Origin of the sequence: Pseudoalteromonas sp. S16_S37 (genome assembly GCF_014694405.1) — a bacterium.
Lineage (GTDB): Bacteria > Pseudomonadota > Gammaproteobacteria > Enterobacterales > Alteromonadaceae > Pseudoalteromonas.
The window spans coordinates 60,459-87,120 of sequence record NZ_JAAUWV010000004.1; the positions used below are offsets into that span (position 1 = coordinate 60,459).

Genomic DNA, 26,662 nt, shown 5'->3' on the forward strand with positions numbered 1-26,662 from the left:
TAATCCCTTTTTGGAGGAAACCGTGGCTAAACGTCGAGTCGTAGTAACTGGCTTGGGTATGTTGACGCCGCTGGGTAATGATGTTGCATCAACCTGGCAGGGCTTATTAGATGGCCGTAGTGGCATCGAAAACATCACTCACTTTGATACATCATCTTTTTCAACCAAATTTGCAGGCCTAGTCAACGACTTTGATGCCACCCAATACATGGAAAAAAAAGAAACCAAAAAAATGGATTTGTTTATCCAGTATGGTATCGCCGCGGGTGTGCAGGCAATTCAAGATTCAGGTCTTGAAGTGACTGATGAAAATGCTCATCGAGTTGGCGTAGCTGTTGGCTCTGGGATTGGTGGTTTAACCCTGATTGAAGAAAACCACATCAAATTATTAAACAGTGGACCTCGAAAATTATCTCCGTTTTATGTGCCATCGACCATTATCAATATGATCTCAGGTCATTTGTCGATTATGCACAATCTACGAGGCCCAAATATTTCAATAGTAACAGCATGTACGACAGGTTTGCATAATATTGGCCATGCGGCACGTATGATTGCATACGGCGACGCTGATGCTATGGTTGCTGGTGGTGCTGAGAAAGCATCTACACCAATAGGTATGGGCGGCTTCTGTGCAGCTCGTGCTTTGTCTTCTCGTAATGATGATCCGCAAGCAGCATCGCGTCCTTGGGACAAAGACCGTGATGGTTTTGTTTTGGCAGACGGTGCGGGTGTGATGGTACTAGAAGAGTATGAGCATGCGAAGGCGCGTGGTGCAAAGATCTACGCTGAATTAGTCGGATTTGGTATGAGCGGTGATGCGTATCATATGACCTCTCCACCAGAAAATGGCGCAGGCGCAGCTTTGGCAATGAAAAACGCATTAAATGATGCGGGTATCAATGCTGAGCAGGTCGGGTATATTAACGCCCACGGCACGTCTACCCATGCGGGTGATAAAGCGGAAACGCAAGCGGTGAAGTCAATTTTTGGTGATGCTGCCAACAAAGTAATGGTAAGCTCATCAAAATCTATGATGGGGCACTTACTAGGTGCTGCAGGTTCAGTTGAATCTATTATCACAGCGCTGTCGTTGGTGAACCAGCAAGTGACACCAACCATCAATTTAGACAACCCAGATGAAGGGTGTGATCTAGACTACGTACCTCATACCGCGAGAGACGCGAAACTTGAATATGCCTTGTGTAATTCATTCGGGTTTGGTGGAACTAATGGCTCGTTGCTGTTTAAAAAGGTATAATGCAGTTAAGGCATAAGACGAAGAGCCTGGCATAGCCGGGCTTTTTTGTGGGTGACATATGGAAATTATTCAAGCTGATTCGATATCCGTTTTTGACCGGGGACTACTCTACGGTGATGGCTTTTTTACCACCGCGCAGGTTAAGGATGGACGAATTTTGCTTTGGCAATTGCATAAAGAGCGCCTCAAAAACTGCCAACAACGTCTATATTTCCCTGAAATCGATTGGCCTCGTCTAGAAAATGCCTGTCAAAGAACATCTCAGGATATGTCGCACGGTGTTTTGAAAATTATGATTACACGTGGTAAGGGTGGAAGAGGCTACCTACCGCCGAAAAATGCGCTACAAAGTGTTATTATCCAAACATCAGACTATCCAGTTCATTATAAAGCACTACAACAAAGTGGGTTACAGTTGCAGTTCAGTGCGATAAAACTTGGACATCAGCCTTTGCTTGCCGGCTTAAAAACCCTTAATCGCTTAGAGCAGGTGTTAATAAAGGAAGATGCCAGTAACTACGAGTGCGATGATGTAATAGTGTGTGATTTAGATGAACACGTTATAGAGACGTCAGTAGGAAATCTAATTGCAATCAAAAATGGTAAAGCATTTACGCCTAAATTAGACCGCTGTGGTATCGAAGGGGTTTATTTGCAACATTTGTCTACAGTAAACAGCATTGAAAAAACACGTTTTTCAAAACAAATGCTCAGTGAAGTTGATGCCTTGTTTGTTTGCAATAGTTTACTCGAATCTGTATTTGTGCGCAGTGTTGGCGAGCACAAATTTAATCTACCTCTTGCGCAAATGCTCAAAACTCAATTAGAGTCAGGGATGTTATGATTAAAAAAATTGCACTGGTTTTGGTTTTGCTTTTAATGGTGATAAGTAGTTTTGCTTATCATCAGTTCGCAGCCATACAAAATGAATCTCTCAAAATAAACACTGATTTATATGAAGTAAAATCAGGTGTTGGTTTTCACCGCTTATGCAAAGAGTGGCAAAGACAAGGGTTTATAAGCTCATGTTTTAGGTATCAAGTTTATGCAAAGTTTGCACCGCAGCTTTTTCATCTAAAGGCGGGCGTATATGAGCTGAGCAGCTTGCGTGTTTTAGATGCGATAGCAAAAATCCATCGTGGTGAGCAAAAGCAGTTTAGTTTCACGATTATTGCCGGAGAGACGTTTAACGACGTGCTTAGCAAACTAAAAAACAGCCCCTATATTGTTTTTTCAAATGATAAGCAACAATTGCTGGCAGAGTTGCAAATGGACAGCGAACCGGAAGGGTGGTTGCTGCCAGAGACTTATCATTACGAAGCATACACAAAAGCGTCTTCACTGCTCAAACGAGCTAATCTTAAAATGCAGCAAGTATTAGAGCAAGCGTGGCAACAACGAACCGAACCATTGCCTTTGGAGACGCCATATCAAGCCTTGATTTTAGCGTCGATCATTGAAAAAGAAACAGGCTACGCGCCAGAGCGAACAACCATAGCGTCAGTCTTTGTGAATCGTTTGAATAAGAATATGCGCCTGCAAACAGATCCAACGGTCATCTACGGGCTAGGGCAAGAGTTTGACGGCGATATAAAGCGTCGCGATTTGAGACAATATACGCCTTATAATACGTATAGAATTAAAGGCTTACCGCCAACGCCGATCGCTATGCCATCCGCAGATGCAATTTACGCGGCTACACAACCGGCGCAAACACCTTATTATTATTTTGTGTCAAAAGGTGACGGCCAACATCAGTTTTCAAAGAGCTTGCGAGAACATAATCAAGCGGTTCAAAAGTATATTTTAAAGAGAAACAATGACAGCTAAATTTATTGTAATTGAAGGCTTAGAAGGCGCCGGAAAGTCCACAGCAATGGCGATATGTCAGCAGTTTTTGCAACAGCACAATATCGACTTTGTACAAACTAGAGAGCCTGGTGGTACACCACTTGCTGAGCAATTGCGCAACTTAATCAAACAGCAACATGAAGAACTTGTCGCCAGTGAGACGGAACTATTGCTAATGTATGCCGCAAGAGCTCAGCTATTACATAATGTCATTCGGCCTGCACTAAAGCAGGGTAAATGGGTGCTCGGTGACAGGCATGATATGTCTTCGCAAGCATATCAAGGTGGTGGCAGAGGTTTGGCGCCAGAGACACTGAGTGCGCTGGCTAAAATAGTGCTTCACGGACTTAAACCTGATTTGACTCTTTACTTAGACATTCCTCCTGCAGTTGGCTTAGAACGTGCAAAAGGGCGTGGAGAGTTAGATCGAATAGAATTAGAAGCATTGAGCTTTTTTGAGCGCACTAGAGCAAGATATTTACAGTTAGCACAAGAAGATGAGAGCTGTGTTGTAATAAACGCTGATCAGTCAGTAGAAAAGGTCCACGCGGACATATTGGTTGCGCTTGAGCAGTTTTATTTGCGGGTGAGCCGCTAATGTACGCTTGGCATGAAACACTTTGGCAACAGTTGGCACAGAGCCAGCGGCAACATAGGTTTCATCATGCACTACTATTACATGGTTTAGTGGGCGTTGGTAAACAGGCACTGGCGACTGCTTTGGCTGAAGCTCTGTTATGTGAGCAGCATCAGTTTTTAACGTCATGTGGGCAGTGTAAAAGCTGTGCGTTGTTTAAAGCGAATACACACCCTGATCTAATAACGATTGCGCCACAAGGGCAAAGTATATCTGTTGATGAGATAAGGGAGTTAGCCAGCTTTGTTCATCACTCTGCGCAGCAAAATGGCAATAAGGTTGCCATCATTGTTAACGCACACAAAATGACACACTCGGCTGCTAATGCGCTTTTAAAAACGCTTGAAGAGCCCAATCCTGGGCGGTACTTGCTACTGACATGTGATGATATCAGTCAGTTGCCTGCAACTATATTAAGCCGTTGTAATAAAATACAAGTTGCGGTGAATGATAGAGATTTAGCGAACGAATGGATACAACAGCAGTTACCAAGTGACATCGATTACCCATGGCTCAATGGCTTTGTTGATCAACCGCTGAAAGTTCAGCAATGGTATTTAGATAATCAATTAGAACTGATTGATATGCTGTATAAATTTGCAAGTGATGTGAAAGCAAGTCATAATTTCGAATCGGTACAGAGAATACTTAGCGATACGCCAGAGTTGGTTGATGTGTTATGTTTGTTTATTCAACAACATCTCAAGGCTAGCTTGTTAAATGGGCTTGCTTTGCAAGCGTATAATGAGGCTCAAAAAGCACTCAATCAGTTTATGGCAGACAACAAGCAAATTTTAGGCTTAAATCAGTCATTGGCGCTTAGTAAGTTAGTCAACACTATAAAACGTACGATCAAATAGGATTTCCAGTGCAAGAATTGCTAATAGACCTACAAGATTTAGATGAATTGTATCGCTGTTATATGGCAACGTTAAAGCAAGGCGGTTTATTTGTTAAAAGTAATGCACGTTTTGAATTAGGGCAAAGTGTTACTTTGCGCGTTACCTTGCCTGATGAGATTGAAGATCATCAAATTATTGGTAAGGTTGTCTGGATAACACCACAAGGCGCACAAAACTCAAATCCGCCAGGTGCTGGGGTAAGTTTTGTTGAAGACCCAGATAGAATCAACGATAGAATTATTAAGCAATTAGGTACCGCCCTAAATTCAGATAAACCCACCTACACCATGTAAGAGCAGTTATGATTGTAGATTCACATTGTCATTTAGATAGACTTGATTTCGAAAAGCTCGGCCAGCAGTTACCAGAAATATTAGCAGCAGCGAGAGCCAAACAAGTAGAGCACTTTTTATGCGTTAGCGTCACGCTTGACCAATTTCCAGGTATGCTTGATGCCATTAGCCAGTATGACGATGTATCTGCATCGTGTGGTGTTCATCCACTGGATCAAAAAGATGTGTTGGACAAAGAAAGGCTGATCAAGCTGGCCAGCCACCCCAAGGTGGTTGCAATCGGTGAAACAGGGTTGGATTACTATTATTCCCAAGATACGCATCAAGTGCAGCAAGACAGTTTTGTGGGTCATATCGATGTCGCAAACGAGTTCAACAAACCGCTTATTATCCATACTCGTGATGCCAAGGCTGATACCATCAATTTGATGAAAGCACATAATGCGCAAAACTGTGGTGGTGTATTGCATTGCTTCACAGAAGATTGGGCAATGGCAAAACAAGCATTGGATCTTGGTTTTTATATTTCGATTTCCGGCATTGTGACGTTTAAAAACGCAGTCGAGCTAAAAGAGGTGGTAAAACAAATCCCTCTTGATAGGCTACTTATTGAAACGGACTCACCATATTTGGCGCCTGTGCCTCATAGAGGTAAAACAAATCAACCTGCTTACGTTCAAGACGTAGCATACTATATCGCAGATTTAAAAGGCATAAGCTACAAAGAGCTGGCAACAGCGACCACTGATAATTTTTATAACTTATTTAGCTTGGCACCTCGCTCGGATGCGGCAAACTAACGCGTTACCTCAATTGTTGCTTGGCCCTATGCTTCGCAGAGCAGAGCAGGGTCAAGTTTGTGTGCAGCTGGTGACCAGTTTTCACAGTGTCCTCGCTATCGAGATAGAGGATTATCAGTGTAAAACAGAGCAAAAAACCTTCCGTCTGGGAACGCATTGTTTTTTCCATATATTATTAGTAAGACCTATTTCGGGACTATTTCCAGCCGATGTGGCGCTCAATTACCATCTGCTGTCTGATGGCCAAACGCTTAATTTAGAAGATTATAAATATCCGTCTCAAGCAAGTACCCAATGTGTCATACCACAACAATTACAACAGGTTTTGCATGGTTCTTGCCGCAACCCTCATCACCCGAGCCGAGATAGCTTAGTCGCCGCGGATGCACTACTAGAAAAGTGTAAAATTTCAGGTCAGCCAGCGCCGAGTTTACTGCTGATGTCAGGCGACCAAATCTATGCGGATGATGTGGCTGGTCCAATGTTATTGGCTATTGCTCAATTGATTGAAATACTGGGGTTATATAAAGAGCAAGCTCATATTGCTGAGCTGCCAGATGATATCCAACTGCAATTGTTTAATCGCCATCAATTTTTGCCAAAAACGCCCTGGCAGGAGTGCTCTAAATACAGTTTTAGCTATTGGTTTAAACGAGGCGAAGCGCACTTTACAAGCTTAAGTGCCGGTAATCACCTAATTTATTTTCAAGAATTTGTAGCCTGTTACTTGCTTAACTTTGGTGCTGTGTGCTGGCAGCTCGTTGATCATGAGCAAATGGCGTATCTGGGTACAAATCCAAAATTTATTAAATCATTTGATGCTCAATCAAAGGCAATTGAGAAATTTGTTGAAGACCTACCTTACGCACAGCGGCTATTTGCCAATGTTCCTACGTTGATGATGTTTGATGATCATGACGTGACCGATGACTGGAACCTGACTGCCCGTTGGGAGCAGGCCATTGCAGCCCATAATAGTAGTCGTAGGATCATCAATAGCGGATTACTCGGTTATTGGCTTTTCCAAGGGCTTGGCAATGATGCTATGCACAACAGCGGCAGTTTATGTGCAGAGTTTGAGCGCAGTTTGCAAGGTGATGTTTGGCAATTTAAGATGCTGGATAAAGCGCTTAATCGTTTTTCAAATTGGCATTACTGCCTTGAAACAAAGCCCAAGGTAGTGGTAATGGATACCCGTACTCATCGTTGGCGCAACGAGCAAAACTTTAATGAACCCAGCGGCTTATTAGATTGGGAAATGCTGATGGAGTTAGAGGATACTTTGCTGGATCATAAAGAAGTAATTTTGGTGTCTCCGGCGCCAGTATTCGGTGTAAAGTCTATTGAAGCTATTCAATCAATTTTTAACTTCTGTGGTCAACCATTGCTGGTGGATGTTGAAAACTGGATGGCCCATGAAGGCTCTGCACGTAAATTGCTGGAAATATTTAGGCGTCCAGATACGCCAAAGGAAACTATTATATTATCTGGCGATGTACATTATTCATTTTGCTTCTCAGTGCAAAGTCGATTTGGTAAACATCACAATAGAATTTGGCAGTTGACGGCCTCGGGCATAAAAAATGAGTTCCCAAAAAAGCTAATAAGTTGCTTGGATAAGTTGGACTCGATATTTTATGCGCCGTGGAGTCCTCTCAATTACTTTACAAAACGTTGGCAAATGGAAGTAAACAAACATCCTTTACAAGGTCATGCCAAAAAACAGCCTTACTTAGTTTCCGATAGCGCCATTAGTTTAATTACTTTAGATAACGCAAAGTTGTCACGTTATCAGCTACTACACCATGATGGCAGGATACAAGAGTTTTCATTAGAGACTGATTAGCAGAATAGTTTTAGAGTTAACCGCGAGTTTTGATAAACCCTTTAAAAAAAGAAATGTTTGTAAAGTGCCCTAGTTTGCGACCCGCTGAAAGTACTTTGTTCAATATCAGCTCAAAATATCAACTTGTCTTGGTAACTCTTTGCTATATTTATTTAAAGTCCTCTGCCTTGTGTAGCCTATGCAAATTAAATGGTGTTTATACTTTGCATTAGTAATTAACCTAGCTTATGCGGTTCCGCAGTTTTCTGATACTGCGCAAATAATGCGGCACTACGATTATAACAGTGGCTTAAGCCAAGTAACTGTTACTGCTTTGGCGCAAGACCAATATGGATACATCTGGGCGGGTACTCAAGCGGGCTTGAATAGATTCGACGGACATGAATTTATGCAATTTAAGCCCAAACAGCAAGATGGTAAAAGCCTGGCTGGTGGCTTTGTGACCGACTTATGTATCAGTGCAGACAAAGTTTGGATAGGTACACGTACAGGCTTGAGTGTTTATCACAGTACTCATGGATATTTCACTTCATTTTTATCTGAGCAATACCCTGAAATTGAATCAGACCGAGTTATCTCCTTGGATTGCAATGGCCCAAACGTCATAGTGTCGTTGGAAGATAACCATGTTTATCAAGTGAATCAAACATCTTTAAATCCCAGTAAAATCATTTTGCCTGGCCGATTCATTCGCAATGTTATAGAGCGCACTGATGCATATTACTACTTAAGCGAACAGGGCTTAATGAAGTATGTAAAGCAATCTGATGAAGCTGTGTTATTGCTAGGTGGTGAATATGAAAAAATGAGTTTTTCTGTGCAGCGCATTGTGCTTATTAGCAAAATGCAGCAATTAGTTAATTATGACACTCTATATGAGCGTGTACTTTGGTCTAGAAGCTTCGCCAGTGATGCCAATATTACACTGCATAATGTTGTAGTGAACGCTGACGAAGTATTAGTCGCAACCAATAACGGCTTGTATTTATTGGATAGGCAAGGGCAGTTGATAAATCATTGGTACAAGCGCAGCATGCAAGCCAATGGCTTGCTTGATAATAATGTGATCACGGTGATGCGAGATGACAATCAAGATCTTTGGCTTGGTACGGAGACTCGAGGTCTACACTTTTTAAGTCAACTCAGCGAATCGTTCGGTCACGTTAGTCAATACAATTACCCTCAATCACCTTTATCGAGTCCTGATATACGTAGCTTTGCGATAGATAAACAAAACCGCCTTTGGTTTGGCACATCTAGTGGATTATTTATATTTGACGGTCAAGGGTTTGAAGCCGCTTACAAGTTATATCCTTCATTGGACTTATTAGAAAATAGCTTTATCACTCAAGTCGCTATTATTGAAGAGCAACTCTGGGTAACCACCAGAGGTAACGGGATTGTAAAGTACGATTTTGTCAGCGCACGGTTAGAACACCTTAAACCTGATTTTGGCAATGGTCCAGAGCTTACCTTTAACAGCATGCTTAAGTTTAAAGGGGAGCTTTTAATCAGCTCACGTACCTCTGGTTTGTTAAAGTATGCTGCAGATAAAAATACTTTGGAGCCATACTTTCATCCATCTATACAAGCACCTAGTCATGTTTCTTCGATGAAGAACATTGCAGGTTCATTGTGGTTTGGCTCGATTGGTAATGGTTTATATCAGTATAAAGATGGCAGGCTTCGTAACATAACGACGCAAGACGGTTTGATTTCAGATATCGTCTTTATGATCGAGCAAGATCAATATGAAAAAGTATGGATTGCCAGTGAGCTAGGTATCTCGATTGTAAACAACCAGTTTGAAATTGAACGCACAATAAACCAAGAGAGCGGTTTGGCAAATACAGCAATCTGGGCACTCGTTTACGATGGTTTTGACCATATGTGGGTGGGAAGTAGTGGCGGATTAAGCCAAGTGCATACCGCAAGTTATGCAATTCATAACTTCTCGCCAATTGATGGTATTCAAGATAATGAGTTTAATTATAACGCGGCTTGGTTAGCACCAGATGGACGTGTGTTTGTGGGTGGAGCGAAAGGGTTTAATCAGTTTTATCCGCAAAAAGTTAATATTGATAAAACAGAAAAACCTTTGCTTATTAGTCACATTGAGTTGCTAGGCAAACCCTTGGTGCCAAGTGCTGATGGTCATCTGCGCACTTCCCCTGAATTGGCTAGTGAACTACATCTGGCGCATGATGAAAATATAGTATCTTTGCAGTATTCAAGCCTTGATTATGGCTCAGAGCAACAACAGTTTTACTATCGAGTTTTGGGTTTGAGTCAAAAGTGGCTAAAGCTTGCCTCTGGTGTAAGGCAAGTGAATTTGTTGCGACTAGAGCCCGGTGAATATGTGGTCGAGGCGTATACACTAAATCGCTTTAACATTCGTTCACCAACTCATCGTTTTGTTATAAAAGTTGCTGCACCATGGTGGTGGAATAGGTACTCAAAAGCACTCTATGCGCTGACTATTTTGTTGGCTGTTGTGCTCATTGTGCGGGCTAGGCAAAAACGCTATCAACAGGTCATTCGAGCCAACAAAAAAATGCAAGACTTGCAGCAGCGGCTAGAGCTGTCGTTATGGGCCAGTGGTGATGAGTTGTGGGACTGGCACATTACTCAAAATACTATTTATCGGCACAGCGTCTCGCCACGCGTAGACTATGGTATTACGCAAACTCGCATGACCTTGGATGATATCGGGCGATTTGTTCATCCTGATGACAGCATGTATCTAAAAGAAAAAGTCGAGGCTTGTATTAGTGGTGACGTACAAAGTTATGAAATTGCTATTCGTGTTAAAGATTTAGATGGCAATTGGACGTGGGTGTTAGACAGAGGGAAAGTAGTTAAAAGAGATGATGATGGCCGAGCAATACGCATAGCGGGCGCGCTCAAAGATATTGCGCAACTCAAGGAGCATGAAAATGCACTGCAAGCGCTGAATGAGCAGCTAGAGATTAAGGTCGCGATGCGTACCGACGAATTGTATAAAAAGAATCAGAAGCTAGAGCAAGCTATGATGGAGCTAAAGCATACTCAAGATGAATTGATAGAAAGCGAAAAAATGGCCTCATTAGGAAGCTTGGTTGCTGGGATTGCGCACGAGATTAACACACCTTTAGGCGTGGCGTTGACGGCTTTGACATATAACGAAGAGAGTATGCAAAAAGTCGCTCATAAATTAAAAAATAGAACGCTCAGCCAAAAAGATTTAAACAAGTCACTTGAAGAGCAGGCACAGGGCTATCAACTCATATTCAGAAATCTCGACAGAGCGCAAAACTTAATAGGTAATTTCAAACAAGTAGCAGTTGATCAGTCAAGTGAAGTTTGCCGAAAAATTAACTTAAAATCTTACGTAAACGACATCTTTACGTCGCTTGAGCCGTTAATTAAAGGCAAGAATATTGAGATACAAATTGTGAGTGAAGATGATTTTGAGCTTACCACTTATGCTGGCGCGATTTATCAAATATTAACCAACTTACTTAATAACTCAGTGATACATGGCTTTGAAAATCAAGCTTCAGGAATTGTTGTTGTTGAGTTGTTACATGATGAGCAATATTGGTATGTAAACTATCAAGACAATGGGGTGGGCATGCCTGACGAGATGCTTAAGACGATATGCGACCCATTTGTCACCTCCAAACGCAGTCAAGGAGGATGTGGTTTAGGGATGCATATTGTTTATAACTTGGTTACGCAACTTTTAAAAGGCGAGATCCGCTGTTTTTCAAAGCCTGGTGAGGGAATAGAAGTAAAGATCAAGGTGCCAATCCAACTCTATGAAATAGAACAAGATTGACACCTAATACAGGTTAGTACTGATAACTTATATGCTGAAAGAATCTAACATTAACGTCTTGTTTCTCGGGGTTAATGTGTAATTTATCAGTAAAAGAGTGAATGGCGCCTTCTACGCTATTCATAAAGCGCCCGTAGCCCATATCTTTTTTGTTTGATGCGTGTGCAACGATAACAAAATTCATGGTATCTACTAGTTTGTCACTTTCCCATATCGACGCGGTTTGTACTTTATCACTTTCGGTGTCGAAACTTAGCTTTTGTAGTTCGCTATTGGCACTATTTTTATCAATTTGACTGTTTCTAACTAGTGGTAAACGACCATCGGCAACAAAAGCGCATAGCGACAGCTGTTTGTCTGCACAGCTAGATAAAAAGGCATCTTCAATCGCTCTATAAAATAGGCTGTAATCGCCCGGTTTAATGAGATGTTGATACTCTGTTTTTAGTGCGCGAGTTACAGGTAAACTGAAAGTGGCATATGTCATTTCTGAGTGTGCTTCAGGCAGCTGGCAATTTCTAGCTTGATAACGAGGGTACAAACTTCTTAGTTTGTAGCCGTAGCTTTCTTTATTACCTTTTGCTTTAGCAAAAATATCGTAAGTTAGGTGTTGGTGATCTCTTACTCTTAATTCGTTGGCAGAGATATTTTTATTGGTTTCAAGTAACGCATCGAGTGTGCGTTTGACCTTAGAGTGAAAGTTTGCAGCATTGGCGCGAATATCGCTGCCAGTGGCTAAAAATAGCAAAGAGATCTTGCGCGCTTTAACATCTTCATCCCAGTATGATTTATGGGCTTCATGATATTTAGGGTTATAAAAGAACAGCATTTGCTTGGGGGTTTGCAAGCAATACGATTCTTCATGAAAACGTACGATAGGTAGTTTATCATTCGCTATCAAGTGTACATTATGGAGTTCATATTCGTCACACAGCGCAAATAATTGACGAGATAGTCTCTCGTAACAGCTTTGCACGTTATCGAAGCAAGCATAAAACTGCTCATTTGGTTTAAATTCAGCGAGAATATATTGATTGTTTCGCGCGTTAGTTGGAATGTAGACGCGATTGAGTGTCATTGAAGCCATATGTCGTTGTCCTTGGATTACATCACTTTATGTGCTCAACTATACAACAGTTTTGTTGCTTTTTTATTGCGATAGAACAAAAAGTGTCATGAAATTTTAAAGCTCGCTACCTCATATTGACGGCAATTAAATAATTCTTCTTCTGCAGAGCATGATTTGCTGTAAGTTCTAGCTGGATTTTGTAATAATGCCGAAGTTATTCAGTGCTAATTTCAGAGGAATGCATGCCCATGGCGGAAACAGAAAATCGCCCAACGAATTTTATTAGAACAATTATCGATGCTGATTTGGCTAGCGGTAAGCACCAGCAAACGCACACGCGTTTTCCGCCTGAGCCAAATGGGTTTTTACACATCGGCCATGCTAAATCAATCTGCCTAAATTTTGGTATTGCACAAGATTATCAAGGTCTTTGTAACTTACGTTTTGACGATACAAACCCAGAAAAAGAAGATATAAACTACGTAAAATCAATTCAAGAAGACGTAAGTTGGTTAGGTTTTAAATGGGATGGTGAGATTTGTTACTCGTCAAACTACTTTGATAAATTACACGACTATGCGGTTGAGTTAATCGAAAAGGGTTTAGCCTACGTTTGTTTCTTATCACCTGATCAGGCACGCGAGTATCGTGGCACGTTGACGGAACCTGGTAAAAACAGCCCTTACAGAGATACACCTGTAGAAGAGAACTTAGCGTTATTTGCAAAAATGCGTAACGGTGAGTTTAAAGAAGGTGAATGCGTATTACGTGCCAAAATAGATATGGCCAGCTCATTTATGGTAATGCGTGACCCTATTATTTATCGTATTCGTTTTGCACATCATCACCAAACAGGTGACAAGTGGTGCATTTATCCTATGTACGATTTCACGCACTGTATTTCAGATGCGCTTGAAGGTATCACTCATTCACTGTGTACGCTTGAATTCCAAGACAACCGTCGTTTATATGATTGGGTGCTAGACAATATTAGTATCGATTGTCATCCGCAACAGATTGAATTTTCGCGTCTTAACCTTGAATACACGGTGATGTCAAAGCGTAAGCTTAATGATTTAGTGGTTAATGGTCACGTAGAAGGGTGGGATGACCCGCGTATGCCAACAATTGCAGGCTTACGTCGTCGTGGTTATACGCCAGCGTCAATTCGCGAATTTTGTAAGCGTATTGGTATTACCAAACAAGATAACATGATCGAAATGGGCATGTTAGAAGCGTGTATTCGTGATGATTTAAATGAGAGTGCACCGCGTGCGATGGCCGTACTTGACCCATTAAAAGTTGTTATTGAAAACTTTGATGAAGGTAAGGTAGAGCAGCTTGTAGCACCAAACCACCCAACTGATGAATCAATGGGCACGCGCGAGCTACCGTTTACTAAAGAGTTATACATTGAGCGCGAAGACTTCCGTGTTGAAGCAAACAAAAAGTTCAAACGTTTAGTGTTAGGTAAAGAAGTTCGCTTGCGTAATGCCTATGTGATCAAAGCTGAACGTTTTGATGAAGATGCCGATGGCAATATCACGACTCTTTACTGTACGTATGATGAAGAGACACTCGGTAAAAACCCAAGTGACGGCCGTAAAGTAAAAGGCGTGATTCACTGGGTAAGTGCAACACACTGTGTTGAAGCACAAGTTCGCCAGTACGACCGTTTGTTTAACGTACCAAATCCAGCGGCTGCTGACGATTTTACGCAGACGCTAAACTCAGAGTCTCTCGTGATTATTGAGTCAGCAAAACTGGAGCCGTCACTTGCAAATGCAAAAGCTGAGCAGGGTTTCCAATTTGAACGTATGGGTTATTATTGTCGAGATAATAAGTCTGATGATTTGGTATTTAACCAAACTGTAGGCTTGAGAGATTCTTGGGCAAAAATAGAGAACGCTTAAGCACCAAATTATAAAAAGGGCCGAATCATTCGGCCTTTTTCGTTAGCGAAAGAAATAATGAAAAACCTAGCTTCCGTTAAGCAAAGCGCTAAATCCATCCACAATTTCTATATTAATGAGCAGCAATCAATCTATTTGCTGTCGCATCACGATGCTAAAAGACATCGCCAGTGGCTAAATATTTGTAAAAAGCAGCTTACAATGCTTGGCTATACCAATGTAGAGATCATTGGCTCAGGCGCATTTGGTTTTGTTTTTGCGGGAGTTAGCCCAGATGCCCAGCAATGGGTATTTAAGTTTTCACGTATTACTTTATCTCAGGCTATTCGCGATAGGTTAGAAGATGAAGCTTATATGCTGTCGCAAATTCGCAATCCTATGGTGCCTAGATTCTTTGCTTTTGAGAGGGTGAAAAAGCAAGGGATCTTAATGATGGAACGAGCGCCGGGGGAAGATTTAGAAAAAATATCCCTCAAACGTGGCCGCTTTTATCCAGATGAGTTAATTGCGTTAGCGCTGAAGCTGCGCAACGTGTTGAGAGACTTGCGTGCTCATCGAAACGGTATGTCGCCTCAACCCATTGTGCACGGTGATATCAAGCCATCAAATATCGTCTGGGATGAAAAAACCAAGAACTTTTCTTTGGTGGATTGGGGAAGCTCAGTTTATGCGCAAATAGATGAACATGGCGAGCCAGTCGCAAGTAATATCATGGACCTAATGTCCTCTGACATATCCAGTACCAACGCCAGAATGGGAGACGTGTATTTTATTGGCGACGAGCAAATGTCCGGTGCGCAATCATCCCCTCGATTTGATGAGCAAGGCGTTGCTTCAACTATTTATGCGCTGGCCAGCGCCCAGTCTTGTCGCTTTGGCTCACAGGTTATTCCTGCGAAAAGCTTAGGTTTACCCAAAGAGTTTGCCTCTGTTATCGATGCGATGTTGAGCAAAGACAAGCAAACTCGAGACCAAGCGGGCGACTATTTTATGCGTAATATGCCTGCGATGGCACGTGCATATTTACCGCGCTTGCCCAGAAAAGAACGCAAGGCAAATATTCCATTTTGGGTCAGCAACACCGATGAGCAGCCCGACACCGTGGTATATAGCTCTCGAAAAGAGTTTTTGCGCAGAGCCGATCACAATCAACAGCTTCATGACGTAAACGATGCGCAACTGGATAGATACTACAAAGAGTTTTTATTTGACACAGGTGATGTCGAAAAAGCCTTTTTAGCATCGATTAGTCGACTGGCAAAATACCCTGTGGTAGGTGGGCTAAGCTTCCATTGGAAGGAACACTCTTTATACATTGAGTCGAGTTTGATCCTCCATGACAGCCAACTGCAAACAGCTTTGACCGATGCAATTAATGCCACAGTGATGTTGGCGCAGGGTATTACCCAAAAAGGGCTATTCAAATGCTGCTTGTTCGATGCACGGCAAACCATTCAGCTAGAAAGAGATGAAACCGGCGCGTTTATTTTTGAGAAGTTACCCGAGCTTTGCTACTCGGTTGTTGATGTTTCGAGTAACGAATTGACTCGACCCCACAGTTACTTTGAAGATGGTAAAGACCCAGATGAACAGTTGCAGTTACCCAAAAGCATCATTAAGTGCGTTTTTGAGCTGAACCAAATTCATCATACTGGCTGTATTATTTTTGAGTCGCTTGAAAATCGCTTGAAGATTCACCACTATTACCGTCTTTTAGATGCTAGCAAAGAGGCGCAGTTTAAAGAGCTTCTGAGCCGAATAATGCAATATGCAATGAGCATTGAAGATGTTGGTGTAGCGGGGTTTATGAAGTTGCCTTATAAGAATACCCGAGAGTTCAACTTATGTGAGCAACAAGAAGAACATTACTATCCAAAAAACCCAAAAGAAGTGGCGCTTAATCACAAGTAATTGCTTCTTTATAAGTTGAATTATTTGCTATTGCGCATAATCACGTTTTTATTCACAGTATTTGTCATTTGAACAATAGGTGAGCAAGGAAATGGACAAACAACAAAGACAAGATATTTTAACCTTAAGCTGGAGTATTCATGATGATGTTGAGCAGGCAGTGCTTAAACATCCTGCCAGCGAAAACGATGCCGACTGGCCGCAGAAGCAACGTTTGTTACTCGCCGATATGGCGTTACATCTATTGCAAACTGCGCTGAAGCCAGGTGAGTTACAAAAAGATAAACTTGCCAATAACTTAAATGCAATTCTAACCCTGAGCGACAGCTTTATTGAGCATGTTGATTTAAAAGCTGTGTCAGATAAATTGTATCAGTTAGAGAGCGAGCATGAGTCGTAAAATTACGCTAGCTCCACAGCAGCATGATAAGTTAGTTGTGCAAACTCAAGCTTATTGCGCTGAAAACCTCGGACTAGAGTTAGCGCAGTTTGATGCCGCTTTTATGGTTGATTTTTTTATCGAGCAAATAGGCAAGCAGGTATACAACCAAGCACTTGAAGATGCCAAAAGTCATTTACAGCAACATTTTGAAATGCTCAGCGATAGGCTGTACGAATTGGAAAAATACTAGGCCAACACGCCTAAAGCTCTGCTATTATTGGATTAATCAATATAAAGTAAACGGAGAATTGTATATGGAAATACCAAAATCTCTACATGATGTACTTGGAGAACAACAGAGTAAATCTGCGCTGCTTAGTATCGCGATTTTCACGCTTTTAGGCTCAATTGTTATTTTTTCATTGATGCATTACCAAGCGCCAGAGCAATCATATGCGTGGTGGCAATACGCCCTAGGGGAATTGATCATCATTGATATCGTTGCAGGGGCGGCAGCCAATTTTACCCAAGGTACAAATCACTACTATGCGAAAAGTGCAAAGTCACGATGGATATTTATAGCTATTCATATTCATTTGCTTGCAGTGGCGGTATTGTTTGAACAATCGCTGTTACAAGCTTTATATATTTGGGCTTATGTTATTATCGGCGCGTGCTTTTTAAACCTGTTGTTTCGCAATCCTTGGCAGAGGATCATCGCTTTGCTGGTGGTTTTGGGTGGGTTAATTGTGATTGCAAGTTTTGGTTTACCATGGTGGTACCAGCTGGTGGCGGGGTTATTTTTGGTCAAAGTGTGCTATTCATTTGCAGTGGATCATTACTACACAAAAAATCCGACCTAAGTCGGATTTTTTATCTGCTTGCTTACTCGTCCGGTCGGTAAGTTTTTTTCATGATGTAGACGTAAGCGTTAACAAAAGCATGTTCTTGGTACTTCTTTAAGCCTGTATCTTCAAAATCAATGGGGAGCGGGTTGCGTTTTAACTGCTCTTTTACTTCTGTGCTAGAGAGCAAGCGAACATCTAAGCCCTCAATTAACTGAATGGCTGCTTCCATTTTAAAGCCCGTAGCGCTGCCCGCGAACTTACCTTTTGGCGCGCGCTGGCGGATGGCTACAGAGTCGACTTGATAATCAGCCATTAATTTGCCAAAGTCGAACTGAAACTTGCACATTTGTTCTGTATCTTGACCGACATTTGCTAGTGTGAAGCGGGTTTGACGAATATCTCGTATATCAAAAACGTCATCTTCTTTGGTCAGCAAGCACAGCAGCACATCGCTGCCGGTGATCTCAACACCACATGTTCTCATTATTTGTTTCCAATTTATTGTGTTATCGGCGAATTATAGCAACCTGACACTCAAAGCAAAAGCTTACACCTGAATCTCAATGGCTATTGCACTGTGATCTGAGTATCGAATGTCTTCTTCATCCCTTTGTGGGTCTAAATGCGCGTCGAAATTGCGGTAAAAAACGGATTTGACCAAAGGCGCATTTTTATTTGGATTAAAGTGTTCTGAGGTGAGAATGTAATCAAGGATGTTTCCACTGCCTTGATAATAATGTGTTGCAGGTTTACTTTCAAAAGTATGTGCGTTGTCAGAAAAACTAAAGCTATCAAATAGGCCAACACGTTCAAAATGGGTGTGCTCTGTGACTTGAACAGGGAATGCTTGGGTCATAAACGATAACGCAGGGCTGTGGATATTGTCATTGAAATCCCCCATAACCAGCGTGGCGCTATTTTGCTCTCGTTGGGTTTTAAGCGCATCGTAGTAAATAATCGAAGCTTCTAATGAACGAGAAATTTGTGATTGCATCATGCCGACTGTTTGCTGAAGCATTGACAATAAAGGGTCGTCTTGTGCTTGCTCGGCAAACATATGTGCCATTGATAGCACTCTTTGCGACTTTAAATGCATGGCATAACAGGTAATGTCGCCGATACCTTCAAGTTCGATTTGGCACTTCACCGGGGTGCGATTAAATCTAAATTGCTGCTGATTGTTTAAATACTCCAGTAATTCCGGGCAGGGCTCTAAAGCTGAAACTTGTTTGAAAGGCACTTTAGAGGCAATCGCAACTACTGGGTTGAATAACACATTGGGGTAAATTGCATCAGCCAGAGGTGTATCTACAGTTGCAAAATAATTGAGCCCCAAGTTGTGACACAATGATTTCAACGCATCAATGCTAAATACTTCTTGAAATGCGATTACCGTTGGGTCAATGTGTTCAATGAGCCCGGTGATAAACTGCGTTTTGGACTGCCACTGAGATTCGCTGTATAGTTCATGAGGTTGATAAAAAGAATACGGCGGTGCGACAAAGTTAAGTAAGTTCAAAGAAGCAAAGCAATAGCGAGTTTGTTTAGTCATGTTTTAACCTTGTATAATGCACTAAGGTGTATAAATTTAATAATTTATGTATCAATTTTAGTCTTTCCCTTGAATTTCGTCACGTGCGCGGTCAAAATACCGTTCGGTTTGGAAGTCCCCAAGCACACGGTATGCTAAATCGCTGCCGGCGCCAATGCTTATTCGTACAAGCGTTGTTGGGCATTCATTTTTATATTAATTAATTTTGTACATGTGATGCGTCGTAGGTGTCACCACTGTAAATAGGATTTATCATGCCAATTATTACGCTTCCTGACGGTAGTCAGCGTATCTTTGAAAACCCAGTTTCAACTTTACAAGTCGCCCAAGATATCGGTCCTGGTCTTGCAAAAGCAACCATCGCTGGCCGTGTAAATGGTGTACGTGTTGATGCGTGTGACATCATCACAGAAGATGCGAACTTAGAAATCATCACAGCAAAAGATGATGATGGTTTAGAGATCATCCGCCACTCTTGTGCTCACTTAATCGGTCATGCAATTAAGCAGTTGTTTCCTGATGTTAAAATGGCAATTGGTCCAACGATCGACAACGGCTTTTATTATGATGTTGACCTTGAACATTCTTTAACGCAAGAAGACCTAGATGCCATTGAAAAGCGCATGCTAGAACTTGCGAATACTAATTACGATGTTGTTAAGAAAACCGTTTCTTGGCAAGAAGCTCGTGACACTTTTGAAGCGCGTGGCGAAACCTATAAAATTGAAATTTTAGACGAAAATATCGCTAAAGATGATAAACCTGGTCTTTATCATCACGAAGAATATATCGATATGTGTCGTGGTCCACACGTGCCTAATATGAAGTTCTGTCAGCACTTCAAAATTATGAAAGTGGCGGGTGCATACTGGCGTGGTAACTCTGAAAACAAAATGTTACAACGTATCTATGGTACAGCGTGGGCGGATAAGAAACAGCTTAAGGCTTATTTAAAGCGCCTTGAAGAAGCAGAAAAACGTGACCACCGTAAAATTGGTAAAGCGCTTGATCTTTGGCACTGGCAAGAAGAAGCGCCAGGTATGGTGTTTTGGCACAATGATGGCTGGAGCATCTACCGCGAGCTAGAAGACTTTGTGCGTGAAAAATTACGCGAATATAGTTACGAAGAAGTAAAAGGTCCAATGATGATGGACCGTGCGCTTTGGGAAAAATCAGGCCACTGGGACAAATACGCTGATGCGATGTTTACCACAGAGTCAGAAAAGCGTGAATATGCAATTAAGCCGATGAACTGCCCAGGTCACGTGCAAATCTTTAATCAGGGTTTGAAGTCATACCGTGACTTACCATTGCGTATGGCGGAGTTTGGTTGTTGTCACCGTAATGAGCCATCAGGCGCTTTGCATGGTTTGATGCGTGTGCGCGGCTTTACTCAGGACGATGCACACATATTCTGTACAGAAGAGCAGATCATGGACGAAGTTTCGGCGTGTATCAAAATGGTTTACGATACGTACGACACTTTTGGCTTTGAAAAGATTGTTGTAAAGCTGTCTACTCGTCCAGAGAAGCGCATTGGTGAAGACGAAATGTGGGATAAGGCAGAGCTGGCGCTAGCTGAAGCGCTTAAAGCCAACAACATTGAGTTTGAATATTTGCCGGGCGAAGGGGCTTTCTACGGTCCTAAAATTGAATTTACTTTATATGATTGCTTAGAACGTGCTTGGCAGTGTGGTACAGTACAACTCGATTTTGCATTACCAGGTCGTTTAGGTGCCACTTACGTTGCAGAAAACAATGAACGTAAGACACCGGTTATGATCCACCGTGCAATTTTAGGTTCAATTGAACGCTTTATCGGTATACTAACCGAAGAGTATGCTGGTCTATTCCCAACTTGGTTAGCGCCAAAACAGGTGGTGATCATGAATATCACCGACAAACAAGCTGATTACGTGCATGAAATTGTACAAAAGTTAAATAAACTTGGAATTAGAGCCTGTGCTGACTTGAGAAATGAGAAGATTGGCTTTAAAATTCGGGAGCATACTTTAAAACGTATACCTTACCTACTTGTTGTTGGTGATAAAGAAGTTGAACAACAAGAAGTAGCAGTGAGAACGCGTAAAGGTGAAGACCTTGGCAAGTTCTCTGTCGAAGATTTTATCGCTAAAATCAGTGAAGAAATTAAGCATCGACAATAAAATAAACCTGCGTGTGGCAATAAAAAATATGATTGCTACACGCAACAATTTTGATTTTCTTGGAGGAACGTACCATTAGAGGCGGAAAAAAAGGGCAAACTACAGCTCAAAAAAATCGTATCAATGAAGAAATAACTGCGAAAGAAGTTCGCTTATCTGGCGTAGAAGGTCAGGAAGCGACCATTATGTCGTTGAAAGAAGCTCAAGCGATTGCTGATGAAGCCGGAGTGGATCTAGTAGAGATTAGTCCTAATGCTGAACCTCCTGTCTGTAAGGTGATGGACTACGGTAAGTTCCTTTTTGAAAAAGCAAAATTACAAAAAGAACAAAAGAAAAAGCAAAAGCAGATCCAGATTAAAGAGATCAAGTTCCGTCCTGGCACTGACGAAGGTGACTACCAAGTTAAGCTACGTAGCCTAAGAAAATTCTTAGAAGCGGGCGACAAGGCTAAAATCACTATTCGTTTTCGTGGTCGCGAAATGGCTCACCAAGAAATTGGTATCGAATTACTTAACCGTGTTAAAGCTGACTTAGAAGATTTGGCAGTTGTTGAATCTTTCCCTAATCGTGTAGAAGGGCGTCAGATGGTGATGATGATGTCACCTATTGCTAAAAAGTAATAAACACGGCATAATGCGCGCGAATTTAATACAGGTTTAAAGTGTCTTTGTTGGCCACCTGTATTAACCGGTTTTAAAGAAAGGGTAGTACCTTCACCGGATTTGGTTGTGAGTTAGGCCTTCAAAGTGATGGAAACATCCGCCTACTTGCATTGGTTTAAAGCAATACATTTGGAGTTATTGCAATGGCTTATAAGCTAAAATCACACAGAGGCGCAGCTAAGCGTTTCAAAAAGACTGCTTCAGGCGGTTATAAGCGTAAACAGTCGCACTTACGTCACATTCTGACTAAAAAGTCTTCTAAGCGTAAACTTCACTTACGTGCTAAGTCTATGGTTCACAAAAACGACATTGGTCTTATCGACCGTATGTTACCATTCGCTTAATAGGGGATATCAGAAATGGCAAGAGTTAAACGCGGTGTTATCGCACGTGCACGTCACAAAAAAGTATTAAAGCAAGCTAAAGGTTACTACGGAGCACGTTCACGTGTTTACCGCGTAGCTTTCCAAGCAGTAACTAAAGCAGGTCAATACGCATACCGTGACCGTCGCGCTAAGAAACGTACTTTCCGTCAATTATGGATTGCACGTATCAATGCTGCAGCACGTCAAAACGGCCTTTCTTACAGCCGTTTCATCGATGGTCTTAAAAAATCATCTGTTGAAATCGATCGTAAGATCCTAGCTGATATCGCAGTATACGACCAAATCGCTTTCGCAGCATTAGTTGCTAAAGCTAAAGACGGTCTAGCTGCTTAATAAGCATTAAAGCTTATCCCCCAAAAAAGGAGCCTTAGGCTCCTTTTTTTGATCTCATCATCATATTAGCTGTGTTTTCAACGATTTTTTATCAATAATTTATCCAACCATCGAGTGCTGAGAAAACGCTTTAAATATCCCATAAAGTAAGTTGGGAAAGTGACGTAATAACGAGGCTTTGCCTTTTCTGCCGTTAAAGCATGATAGAGCTTTTTATAAACAGCTTCAGGCCCGAGTGTAAACGGCTGTGGGACGGTTTGGGATGCTAGTCTATTTAGTTGAGCGATGTAGTCTTGTTCATGAGGGCTTGATTGGATCTCAATATTATCAACAAATGCTTTTTTAGCGTTCTCTCTAAACTTAGATGTGATTGGACCTGGTTCGATAAGACTAATTTGAATATCGGTGTCTCTCAATTCCATACGCATGGTGTCTGTTAAGCCTTCCAACGCAAACTTACTGGCGTTATATGCGCCGCGAAAGGGTAAAGCGACAAGCCCCAGTACCGATGAATTATGTATGATACGCCCACTGCCATGCTGACGCATATGTTTTACCGCGAGATTTGTTAGCGTATGCCAAGAGAACAAATTAACCTCAAACTGCTGACGTAAAGCGGCGGTTGGTAGATCTTCTACGGCGCCAGGTTGGCCATAAGCACCATTATTAAAAAGTGCATCGAGTTTGCCATCGCACAACACAAGTGCTTCATTAAACCCTTGTATTATGTTTGCCTCATCACTCAAATCGATTTGAATGCATTGCAAGCCTTCGCTTCTTAGTTTGCCCACGTCAGACACTTTTCTACAAGATGCAATAACATTGAAGCCTGCGCTTTTCAGGGCATGGGCACAGTAATATCCAATGCCTGTTGAGCATCCTGTAATAAGAATTGATTTTGTCATAAAAGCCTTCTTTGACTATGTATTGTCCTGATTATGATTAGCCTGATGTTATTAGCTGCATATTTTTGTTGAATCACCGCACATTGTAAGATGTTAACTAAAATATTGATATAATTGTGCTATCTAGGCTGATAATTGAGAAATAAAAATGATCGCAAGCATGATTATGTTAACTGCAGGCTTGTCATTAAACGGGCATTTACCACCGTTAATTCCTTGGCAAGGAACAAGTGAACAGTTGATGCAAACAAAAGGCCCTCTGACAACTTATTTTGAGTTGAGCGAAGGGGCTGACTCCCCTGATTATCAGCAGACAATGGCGTTTGTAGAGCGTTTAGTTGCGGCCAACCCGACTCAATTTAAAGCTTATGACATTGGCTACAGTAATTCGGGTAGAGCTATCAAGATGCTTGTTGCCTCTGAGCAAAGCCAGTTCTCTGCGTCGATGTTAAAAAATAATAATAAGCCCACTTTACTTATCCAAGCAGGTATTCATGCTGGAGAAATTGACGGCAAAGATGCTGCCTTTATGATGCTCAGAGACATAGCATTGGGTAAACGTCGGGATTTACTTAGTAAAGTAAATATTTTGTTCATTCCTATCCTTAATGTTGATGGTCATGAAAGACGCAGTCGATATAACAGGATCAATCAGCGTGGGCCCGTAGAAATGGGCTTTCGAACCAATGCCAACAATCTTAACTTAAATCGGGATTATACCAAGCTTGATACCCCAGAAATAAGAGCTGTGTTAAAAGTGATTAACGAGTATGAGCCACAGCTCTACTTAGATGTACACGTAACGGACGGTGCAGATTATCAATATGACATTACTTATGGTTTTACACCAGAGTTTGCCAGTGAATCACCAGCCATTGCTCGTGTGCTAGAAACAAAAATCAAGCCAGTCATAGATAACACTTTGCTTAGTCAGGGCCATATACCAGGGCCGCTGGTGTTTGCCATGGATAAAAGAGATTTTAAAAAAGGCATAGCTGGATGGGTTGCCAGCCCCAGATTTTCTAACGGTTGGGGTGACCTTGCAGGGGTGCCAACTATATTAGTCGAGAACCACTCTTTAAAACCTTATAAGCAGCGCGTTCTGGGAACCTACGTTTTATATGATGGATTGATATCTGCGTTATCTGAACATCAAGCAGAACTTGCAGAAGCGGTTGCTTATGAACAACAGAATCTACCTCAGCAATTGGTGGTAAAAAGAGATTATGCAAAAAAACCTGACTTTATTAGCTTCAAAGGGGTTGCCTATAAACACTTTGAAAGTGCAATATCAGGGCAAGCGGAAGCGAAATATTTAGGTGAAGCACTACAGTATGATGCGTTGCCGATTTTCTGGCAAAAAGATGTGGCCCTAAAAGTCGATGTTCCACAAATCTTTTATGTTCCACCGGCCTACCCAGATGTGGTAGAAAAACTCAAAATACACGGAATTGCAGTACAGAAACTTAGCGAACAACAACAAGTTCAAGGTACTTTAAAGAGTGCCTCTATTGCGCAACATAGCTTCGCACAGCAACCTTTTGAGGGGCGCTTTAGAGTTGATGCTACAGTTAATTTTGATGCTGTTGAGAAATTTGATTTAACAGGTTGGTATGCGGTGCCAACGCAACAAGCTCGTGGCGAATTAGCAACACACTTATTGCATCCGCTTGCCCCAGATTCATTGTTTAGTTGGGGAGAATTTAACACAATTTTTCAGCGTACCGAGTATGTTGAAAATTATGCACTGGAGCCATTTGCTCGTTCTATGCTAAAAGAGAATCCAGCCATGGCTTTAGAGTTTGATCGTAAGATACGTGAAGACAAAGCGTTTGCAAATAACCCAAGTGCTCGTATGGAGTGGCTGTATGCGCAAACGCCGTATTATGATCAGGCATATTTAAAATATCCGATCCTCATGTCGTTTAAGGAGAAGTAGAGTGCAAGTCATCACTTTACCAGTAACACCGTTTATGCAAAATGCGCGGTTTATAACCTGTGAGAGTACTGGGAAAAGTGCAATTGTAGACCCAGGCGGTGATCTGGATAAATTACTGGCGCAAGTCAAGCAACAGGATCTGCACGTTGAATTTATCTTATTGACACATGGACACCTCGATCATGTAGGCGCTGCCGACGAGCTGAAAAGTGCCTTAGGTGTTGATATCATTGGGCCGCATATAGACGAAAAGTTCTGGTTTGATGCGCTGCCAATGCAGTCACAAATGTTCGGCTTTGCGCCAAAAATGCCATTTTATCCAGACCGTTGGCTTGAAGATAGAGAGCAAATTAAGCTTGGGGATGTGTTGTTAGATGTTTTACATTGCCCAGGGCACACTCCTGGGCATGTGGTGTTTTATCATAAGGCATCATCGCAAGTATTAGTAGGTGATGTCTTATTTAGAGGTTCTGTTGGGCGCACAGACTTTCCTAAAGGGGATGCATCGCAACTGAAGCAGTCTATACTTGAGCAGCTCTTTACACTGCCTGATGATACGGTAGTGCTATCTGGGCATGGCGAAAACACCACAATTGGTTATGAAAAACAAAATAACCCATTTGTGAGTGGACGATTTGGTTAACTAAAGGGGCGGACAAATGTCTTGTCTGCATGTATAATTTTTTCCACTGACTAAAATTTAAAGAAAAAACAATGTCATTAAATCAGGTTGATCGCCAAATATTGGCACTATTACAACAAGACGCAAGCCTTTCTACTGCGGAAATAGCTGACAAAGTTGGGCTATCTCAATCACCGTGCTGGCGTCGTATTGCTAAGCTGGAACAAGACGGTTATATCAAAGGCAAAGTCGCTTTGTTAGATGAAAAGCAGTTGGGTTTTGATATGTTGGTCTATGCACATGTTCGCTTGTCAAACCACGGCAGAAGTAACTTGGCTGAATTTGAAAAGCTGATAATGAGTTATGATGAAGTCACTGAATGTTACACTATGGCAGGTACAATGGACTTTATGTTACGCATCATCTCTAAAGGTATAGAAGGTTATGAACTGTTTGTCAGAGATAACTTGCTTAATCTTGAGTATGTTCAAGAAGTTCACTCAAACGTGACTATGACCTGTGTAAAAAGAACAACGGCACTACCTTTGTAAAATAATACCGCCGC

At 41.8% G+C, this 26,662-nt stretch carries 25 protein-coding genes; 21 read left to right on the top strand and 4 right to left on the bottom strand.

Annotated features, from left to right (window positions below):
• Positions 1-22: 22 nt before the first annotated feature.
• From fabF to HC733_RS03440, 9 genes are all read left to right on the top strand, one after another.
• Positions 23-1,261 (top strand): beta-ketoacyl-ACP synthase II, encoded by a 1,239-nt coding sequence (fabF, locus tag HC733_RS03400; RefSeq protein ID WP_190363650.1) that lies wholly within the window; start codon positions 23-25, stop codon positions 1,259-1,261.
• 58 nt (positions 1,262-1,319) lie between these two features.
• Positions 1,320-2,105 (top strand): aminodeoxychorismate lyase, encoded by a 786-nt coding sequence (gene pabC / locus HC733_RS03405; RefSeq protein ID WP_190363651.1) that lies wholly within the window; start codon positions 1,320-1,322, stop codon positions 2,103-2,105.
• Entirely contained in the window at positions 2,105-3,091 is a 987-nt protein-coding gene (mltG, locus tag HC733_RS03410) for an endolytic transglycosylase MltG (protein ID WP_342365980.1), read from the top strand. Before pabC ends, mltG begins: the two co-directional genes overlap by 1 nt.
• Positions 3,081-3,710, top strand: a complete 630-nt coding sequence (tmk, locus tag HC733_RS03415; RefSeq protein ID WP_190363653.1) for a dTMP kinase — start codon at positions 3,081-3,083, stop codon at positions 3,708-3,710. The genes mltG and tmk overlap by 11 nt, the downstream gene beginning before the upstream one ends.
• Positions 3,710-4,609 carry a DNA polymerase III subunit delta' gene (gene holB, locus HC733_RS03420; RefSeq protein WP_190363654.1) on the top strand — a complete coding sequence of 300 codons (900 nt, stop codon included), beginning with the start codon at positions 3,710-3,712 and terminating at the stop codon, positions 4,607-4,609. Before tmk ends, holB begins: the two co-directional genes overlap by 1 nt.
• Before the next feature lie 8 nt (positions 4,610-4,617).
• Entirely contained in the window at positions 4,618-4,944 is a 327-nt protein-coding gene (locus HC733_RS03425) for a PilZ domain-containing protein (protein ID WP_190363655.1), read from the top strand.
• Positions 4,945-4,952: 8 nt separating this feature from the next.
• Complete coding sequence (locus HC733_RS03430) at positions 4,953-5,744, top strand: TatD family hydrolase (RefSeq protein WP_190363656.1); 792 nt, start codon at positions 4,953-4,955, stop codon at positions 5,742-5,744.
• Positions 5,731-7,590 (top strand): alkaline phosphatase D family protein, encoded by a 1,860-nt coding sequence (locus tag HC733_RS03435; RefSeq protein WP_190363657.1) that lies wholly within the window; start codon positions 5,731-5,733, stop codon positions 7,588-7,590. The genes HC733_RS03430 and HC733_RS03435 overlap by 14 nt, the downstream gene beginning before the upstream one ends.
• A 178-nt stretch (positions 7,591-7,768) precedes the next feature.
• Positions 7,769-11,410, top strand: coding sequence for a sensor histidine kinase (locus HC733_RS03440; protein ID WP_190363658.1), 3,642 nt, complete (start codon positions 7,769-7,771; stop codon positions 11,408-11,410).
• 13 nt (positions 11,411-11,423) lie between these two features.
• Here HC733_RS03440 and HC733_RS03445 read toward each other — a convergent pair whose 3' ends face one another.
• Positions 11,424-12,497 (bottom strand): DUF3083 family protein, encoded by a 1,074-nt coding sequence (locus HC733_RS03445; RefSeq protein WP_190363659.1) that lies wholly within the window; start codon positions 12,495-12,497, stop codon positions 11,424-11,426.
• Between the two features lie 230 nt (positions 12,498-12,727).
• Between HC733_RS03445 and glnS the strand changes: the two genes are divergently transcribed.
• From glnS to HC733_RS03470, 5 genes are all read left to right on the top strand, one after another.
• On the top strand, positions 12,728-14,392 hold the full coding sequence (gene glnS / locus HC733_RS03450) for a glutamine--tRNA ligase (RefSeq protein ID WP_190363660.1): 1,665 nt from the start codon (positions 12,728-12,730) through the stop codon (positions 14,390-14,392).
• Between the two features lie 57 nt (positions 14,393-14,449).
• Positions 14,450-16,303 carry a protein kinase domain-containing protein gene (locus HC733_RS03455; RefSeq protein ID WP_190363661.1) on the top strand — a complete coding sequence of 618 codons (1,854 nt, stop codon included), beginning with the start codon at positions 14,450-14,452 and terminating at the stop codon, positions 16,301-16,303.
• Between the two features lie 91 nt (positions 16,304-16,394).
• On the top strand, positions 16,395-16,703 hold the full coding sequence (locus tag HC733_RS03460; RefSeq protein ID WP_190363662.1) for a hypothetical protein: 309 nt from the start codon (positions 16,395-16,397) through the stop codon (positions 16,701-16,703).
• Entirely contained in the window at positions 16,693-16,935 is a 243-nt protein-coding gene (locus tag HC733_RS03465) for a DUF2164 domain-containing protein (RefSeq protein WP_190363663.1), read from the top strand. Before HC733_RS03460 ends, HC733_RS03465 begins: the two co-directional genes overlap by 11 nt.
• A 64-nt stretch (positions 16,936-16,999) precedes the next feature.
• The gene (locus tag HC733_RS03470; RefSeq protein ID WP_190363664.1) at positions 17,000-17,548 is read left to right on the top strand and encodes a hypothetical protein; all 549 of its coding nucleotides are present in this window, start codon (positions 17,000-17,002) and stop codon (positions 17,546-17,548) included.
• 22 nt (positions 17,549-17,570) lie between these two features.
• Here HC733_RS03470 and HC733_RS03475 read toward each other — a convergent pair whose 3' ends face one another.
• Together HC733_RS03475 and HC733_RS03480 are read right to left on the bottom strand one after the other, a co-directional pair.
• Positions 17,571-18,017 carry a DUF3010 family protein gene (locus HC733_RS03475; RefSeq protein WP_190363665.1) on the bottom strand — a complete coding sequence of 149 codons (447 nt, stop codon included), beginning with the start codon at positions 18,015-18,017 and terminating at the stop codon, positions 17,571-17,573.
• A 63-nt stretch (positions 18,018-18,080) separates the two neighbouring features.
• Positions 18,081-19,085 carry an endonuclease/exonuclease/phosphatase family protein gene (locus HC733_RS03480; RefSeq protein WP_190363666.1) on the bottom strand — a complete coding sequence of 335 codons (1,005 nt, stop codon included), beginning with the start codon at positions 19,083-19,085 and terminating at the stop codon, positions 18,081-18,083.
• Positions 19,086-19,339: 254 nt separating this feature from the next.
• On the opposite strand from HC733_RS03480, the gene thrS reads away from it, so the two are divergent.
• From thrS to rplT, 4 genes are all read left to right on the top strand, one after another.
• A complete protein-coding gene (thrS, locus tag HC733_RS03485) occupies positions 19,340-21,250 on the top strand; it encodes a threonine--tRNA ligase (protein ID WP_190363667.1) in 1,911 nt (636 codons plus the stop codon).
• Positions 21,251-21,309: 59 nt separating this feature from the next.
• Complete coding sequence (gene infC, locus HC733_RS03490; RefSeq protein WP_190363760.1) at positions 21,310-21,870, top strand: translation initiation factor IF-3; 561 nt, start codon at positions 21,310-21,312, stop codon at positions 21,868-21,870.
• 185 nt (positions 21,871-22,055) lie between these two features.
• Positions 22,056-22,256, top strand: a complete 201-nt coding sequence (gene rpmI / locus HC733_RS03495) for a 50S ribosomal protein L35 (RefSeq protein ID WP_070985175.1) — start codon at positions 22,056-22,058, stop codon at positions 22,254-22,256.
• Between the two features lie 15 nt (positions 22,257-22,271).
• Positions 22,272-22,631 carry a 50S ribosomal protein L20 gene (gene rplT, locus HC733_RS03500; RefSeq protein WP_190363668.1) on the top strand — a complete coding sequence of 120 codons (360 nt, stop codon included), beginning with the start codon at positions 22,272-22,274 and terminating at the stop codon, positions 22,629-22,631.
• Between the two features lie 77 nt (positions 22,632-22,708).
• On the opposite strand, the gene HC733_RS03505 is transcribed toward rplT, so the two are convergent.
• On the bottom strand, positions 22,709-23,536 hold the full coding sequence (locus tag HC733_RS03505; RefSeq protein ID WP_190363669.1) for an SDR family oxidoreductase: 828 nt from the start codon (positions 23,534-23,536) through the stop codon (positions 22,709-22,711).
• Positions 23,537-23,684: 148 nt separating this feature from the next.
• On the opposite strand from HC733_RS03505, the gene HC733_RS03510 reads away from it, so the two are divergent.
• From HC733_RS03510 to HC733_RS03520, 3 genes are all read left to right on the top strand, one after another.
• The gene (locus HC733_RS03510; protein WP_190363670.1) at positions 23,685-25,475 is read left to right on the top strand and encodes a M14 family metallopeptidase; all 1,791 of its coding nucleotides are present in this window, start codon (positions 23,685-23,687) and stop codon (positions 25,473-25,475) included.
• Between the two features lies 1 nt (position 25,476).
• On the top strand, positions 25,477-26,118 hold the full coding sequence (locus HC733_RS03515; RefSeq protein ID WP_342365978.1) for an MBL fold metallo-hydrolase: 642 nt from the start codon (positions 25,477-25,479) through the stop codon (positions 26,116-26,118).
• A 71-nt stretch (positions 26,119-26,189) separates the two neighbouring features.
• Positions 26,190-26,648, top strand: coding sequence for an Lrp/AsnC family transcriptional regulator (locus HC733_RS03520; RefSeq protein WP_190363671.1), 459 nt, complete (start codon positions 26,190-26,192; stop codon positions 26,646-26,648).
• The last annotated feature ends 14 nt before the right edge of the window (positions 26,649-26,662 follow it).

Excerpts from the sequence above, each read along its gene's own strand:
- HC733_RS03505 (WP_190363669.1), bottom strand. The coding sequence starts at position 23,536 with ATGACAAAATCAATTCTTATTACAGGATGCTCAACAGGCATTGGATAT.
- HC733_RS03460 (WP_190363662.1), top strand. The coding sequence starts at position 16,395 with ATGGACAAACAACAAAGACAAGATATTTTAACCTTAAGCTGGAGTATT.
- HC733_RS03520 (WP_190363671.1), top strand. The coding sequence starts at position 26,190 with ATGTCATTAAATCAGGTTGATCGCCAAATATTGGCACTATTACAACAA.
- HC733_RS03445 (WP_190363659.1), bottom strand. The coding sequence starts at position 12,497 with ATGGCTTCAATGACACTCAATCGCGTCTACATTCCAACTAACGCGCGA.
- holB (WP_190363654.1), top strand. The coding sequence starts at position 3,710 with ATGTACGCTTGGCATGAAACACTTTGGCAACAGTTGGCACAGAGCCAG.
- HC733_RS03480 (WP_190363666.1), bottom strand. The coding sequence starts at position 19,085 with ATGACTAAACAAACTCGCTATTGCTTTGCTTCTTTGAACTTACTTAAC.
- rplT (WP_190363668.1), top strand. The coding sequence starts at position 22,272 with ATGGCAAGAGTTAAACGCGGTGTTATCGCACGTGCACGTCACAAAAAA.
- HC733_RS03440 (WP_190363658.1), top strand. The coding sequence starts at position 7,769 with ATGCAAATTAAATGGTGTTTATACTTTGCATTAGTAATTAACCTAGCT.
- HC733_RS03510 (WP_190363670.1), top strand. The coding sequence starts at position 23,685 with ATGATCGCAAGCATGATTATGTTAACTGCAGGCTTGTCATTAAACGGG.
- HC733_RS03435 (WP_190363657.1), top strand. The coding sequence starts at position 5,731 with ATGCGGCAAACTAACGCGTTACCTCAATTGTTGCTTGGCCCTATGCTT.
- HC733_RS03430 (WP_190363656.1), top strand. The coding sequence starts at position 4,953 with ATGATTGTAGATTCACATTGTCATTTAGATAGACTTGATTTCGAAAAG.
- HC733_RS03455 (WP_190363661.1), top strand. The coding sequence starts at position 14,450 with ATGAAAAACCTAGCTTCCGTTAAGCAAAGCGCTAAATCCATCCACAAT.
- rpmI (WP_070985175.1), top strand. The coding sequence starts at position 22,056 with ATGGCTTATAAGCTAAAATCACACAGAGGCGCAGCTAAGCGTTTCAAA.
- thrS (WP_190363667.1), top strand. The coding sequence starts at position 19,340 with ATGCCAATTATTACGCTTCCTGACGGTAGTCAGCGTATCTTTGAAAAC.
- HC733_RS03465 (WP_190363663.1), top strand. The coding sequence starts at position 16,693 with ATGAGTCGTAAAATTACGCTAGCTCCACAGCAGCATGATAAGTTAGTT.
- tmk (WP_190363653.1), top strand. The coding sequence starts at position 3,081 with ATGACAGCTAAATTTATTGTAATTGAAGGCTTAGAAGGCGCCGGAAAG.
- pabC (WP_190363651.1), top strand. The coding sequence starts at position 1,320 with ATGGAAATTATTCAAGCTGATTCGATATCCGTTTTTGACCGGGGACTA.
- HC733_RS03475 (WP_190363665.1), bottom strand. The coding sequence starts at position 18,017 with ATGAGAACATGTGGTGTTGAGATCACCGGCAGCGATGTGCTGCTGTGC.
- glnS (WP_190363660.1), top strand. The coding sequence starts at position 12,728 with ATGGCGGAAACAGAAAATCGCCCAACGAATTTTATTAGAACAATTATC.
- HC733_RS03470 (WP_190363664.1), top strand. The coding sequence starts at position 17,000 with ATGGAAATACCAAAATCTCTACATGATGTACTTGGAGAACAACAGAGT.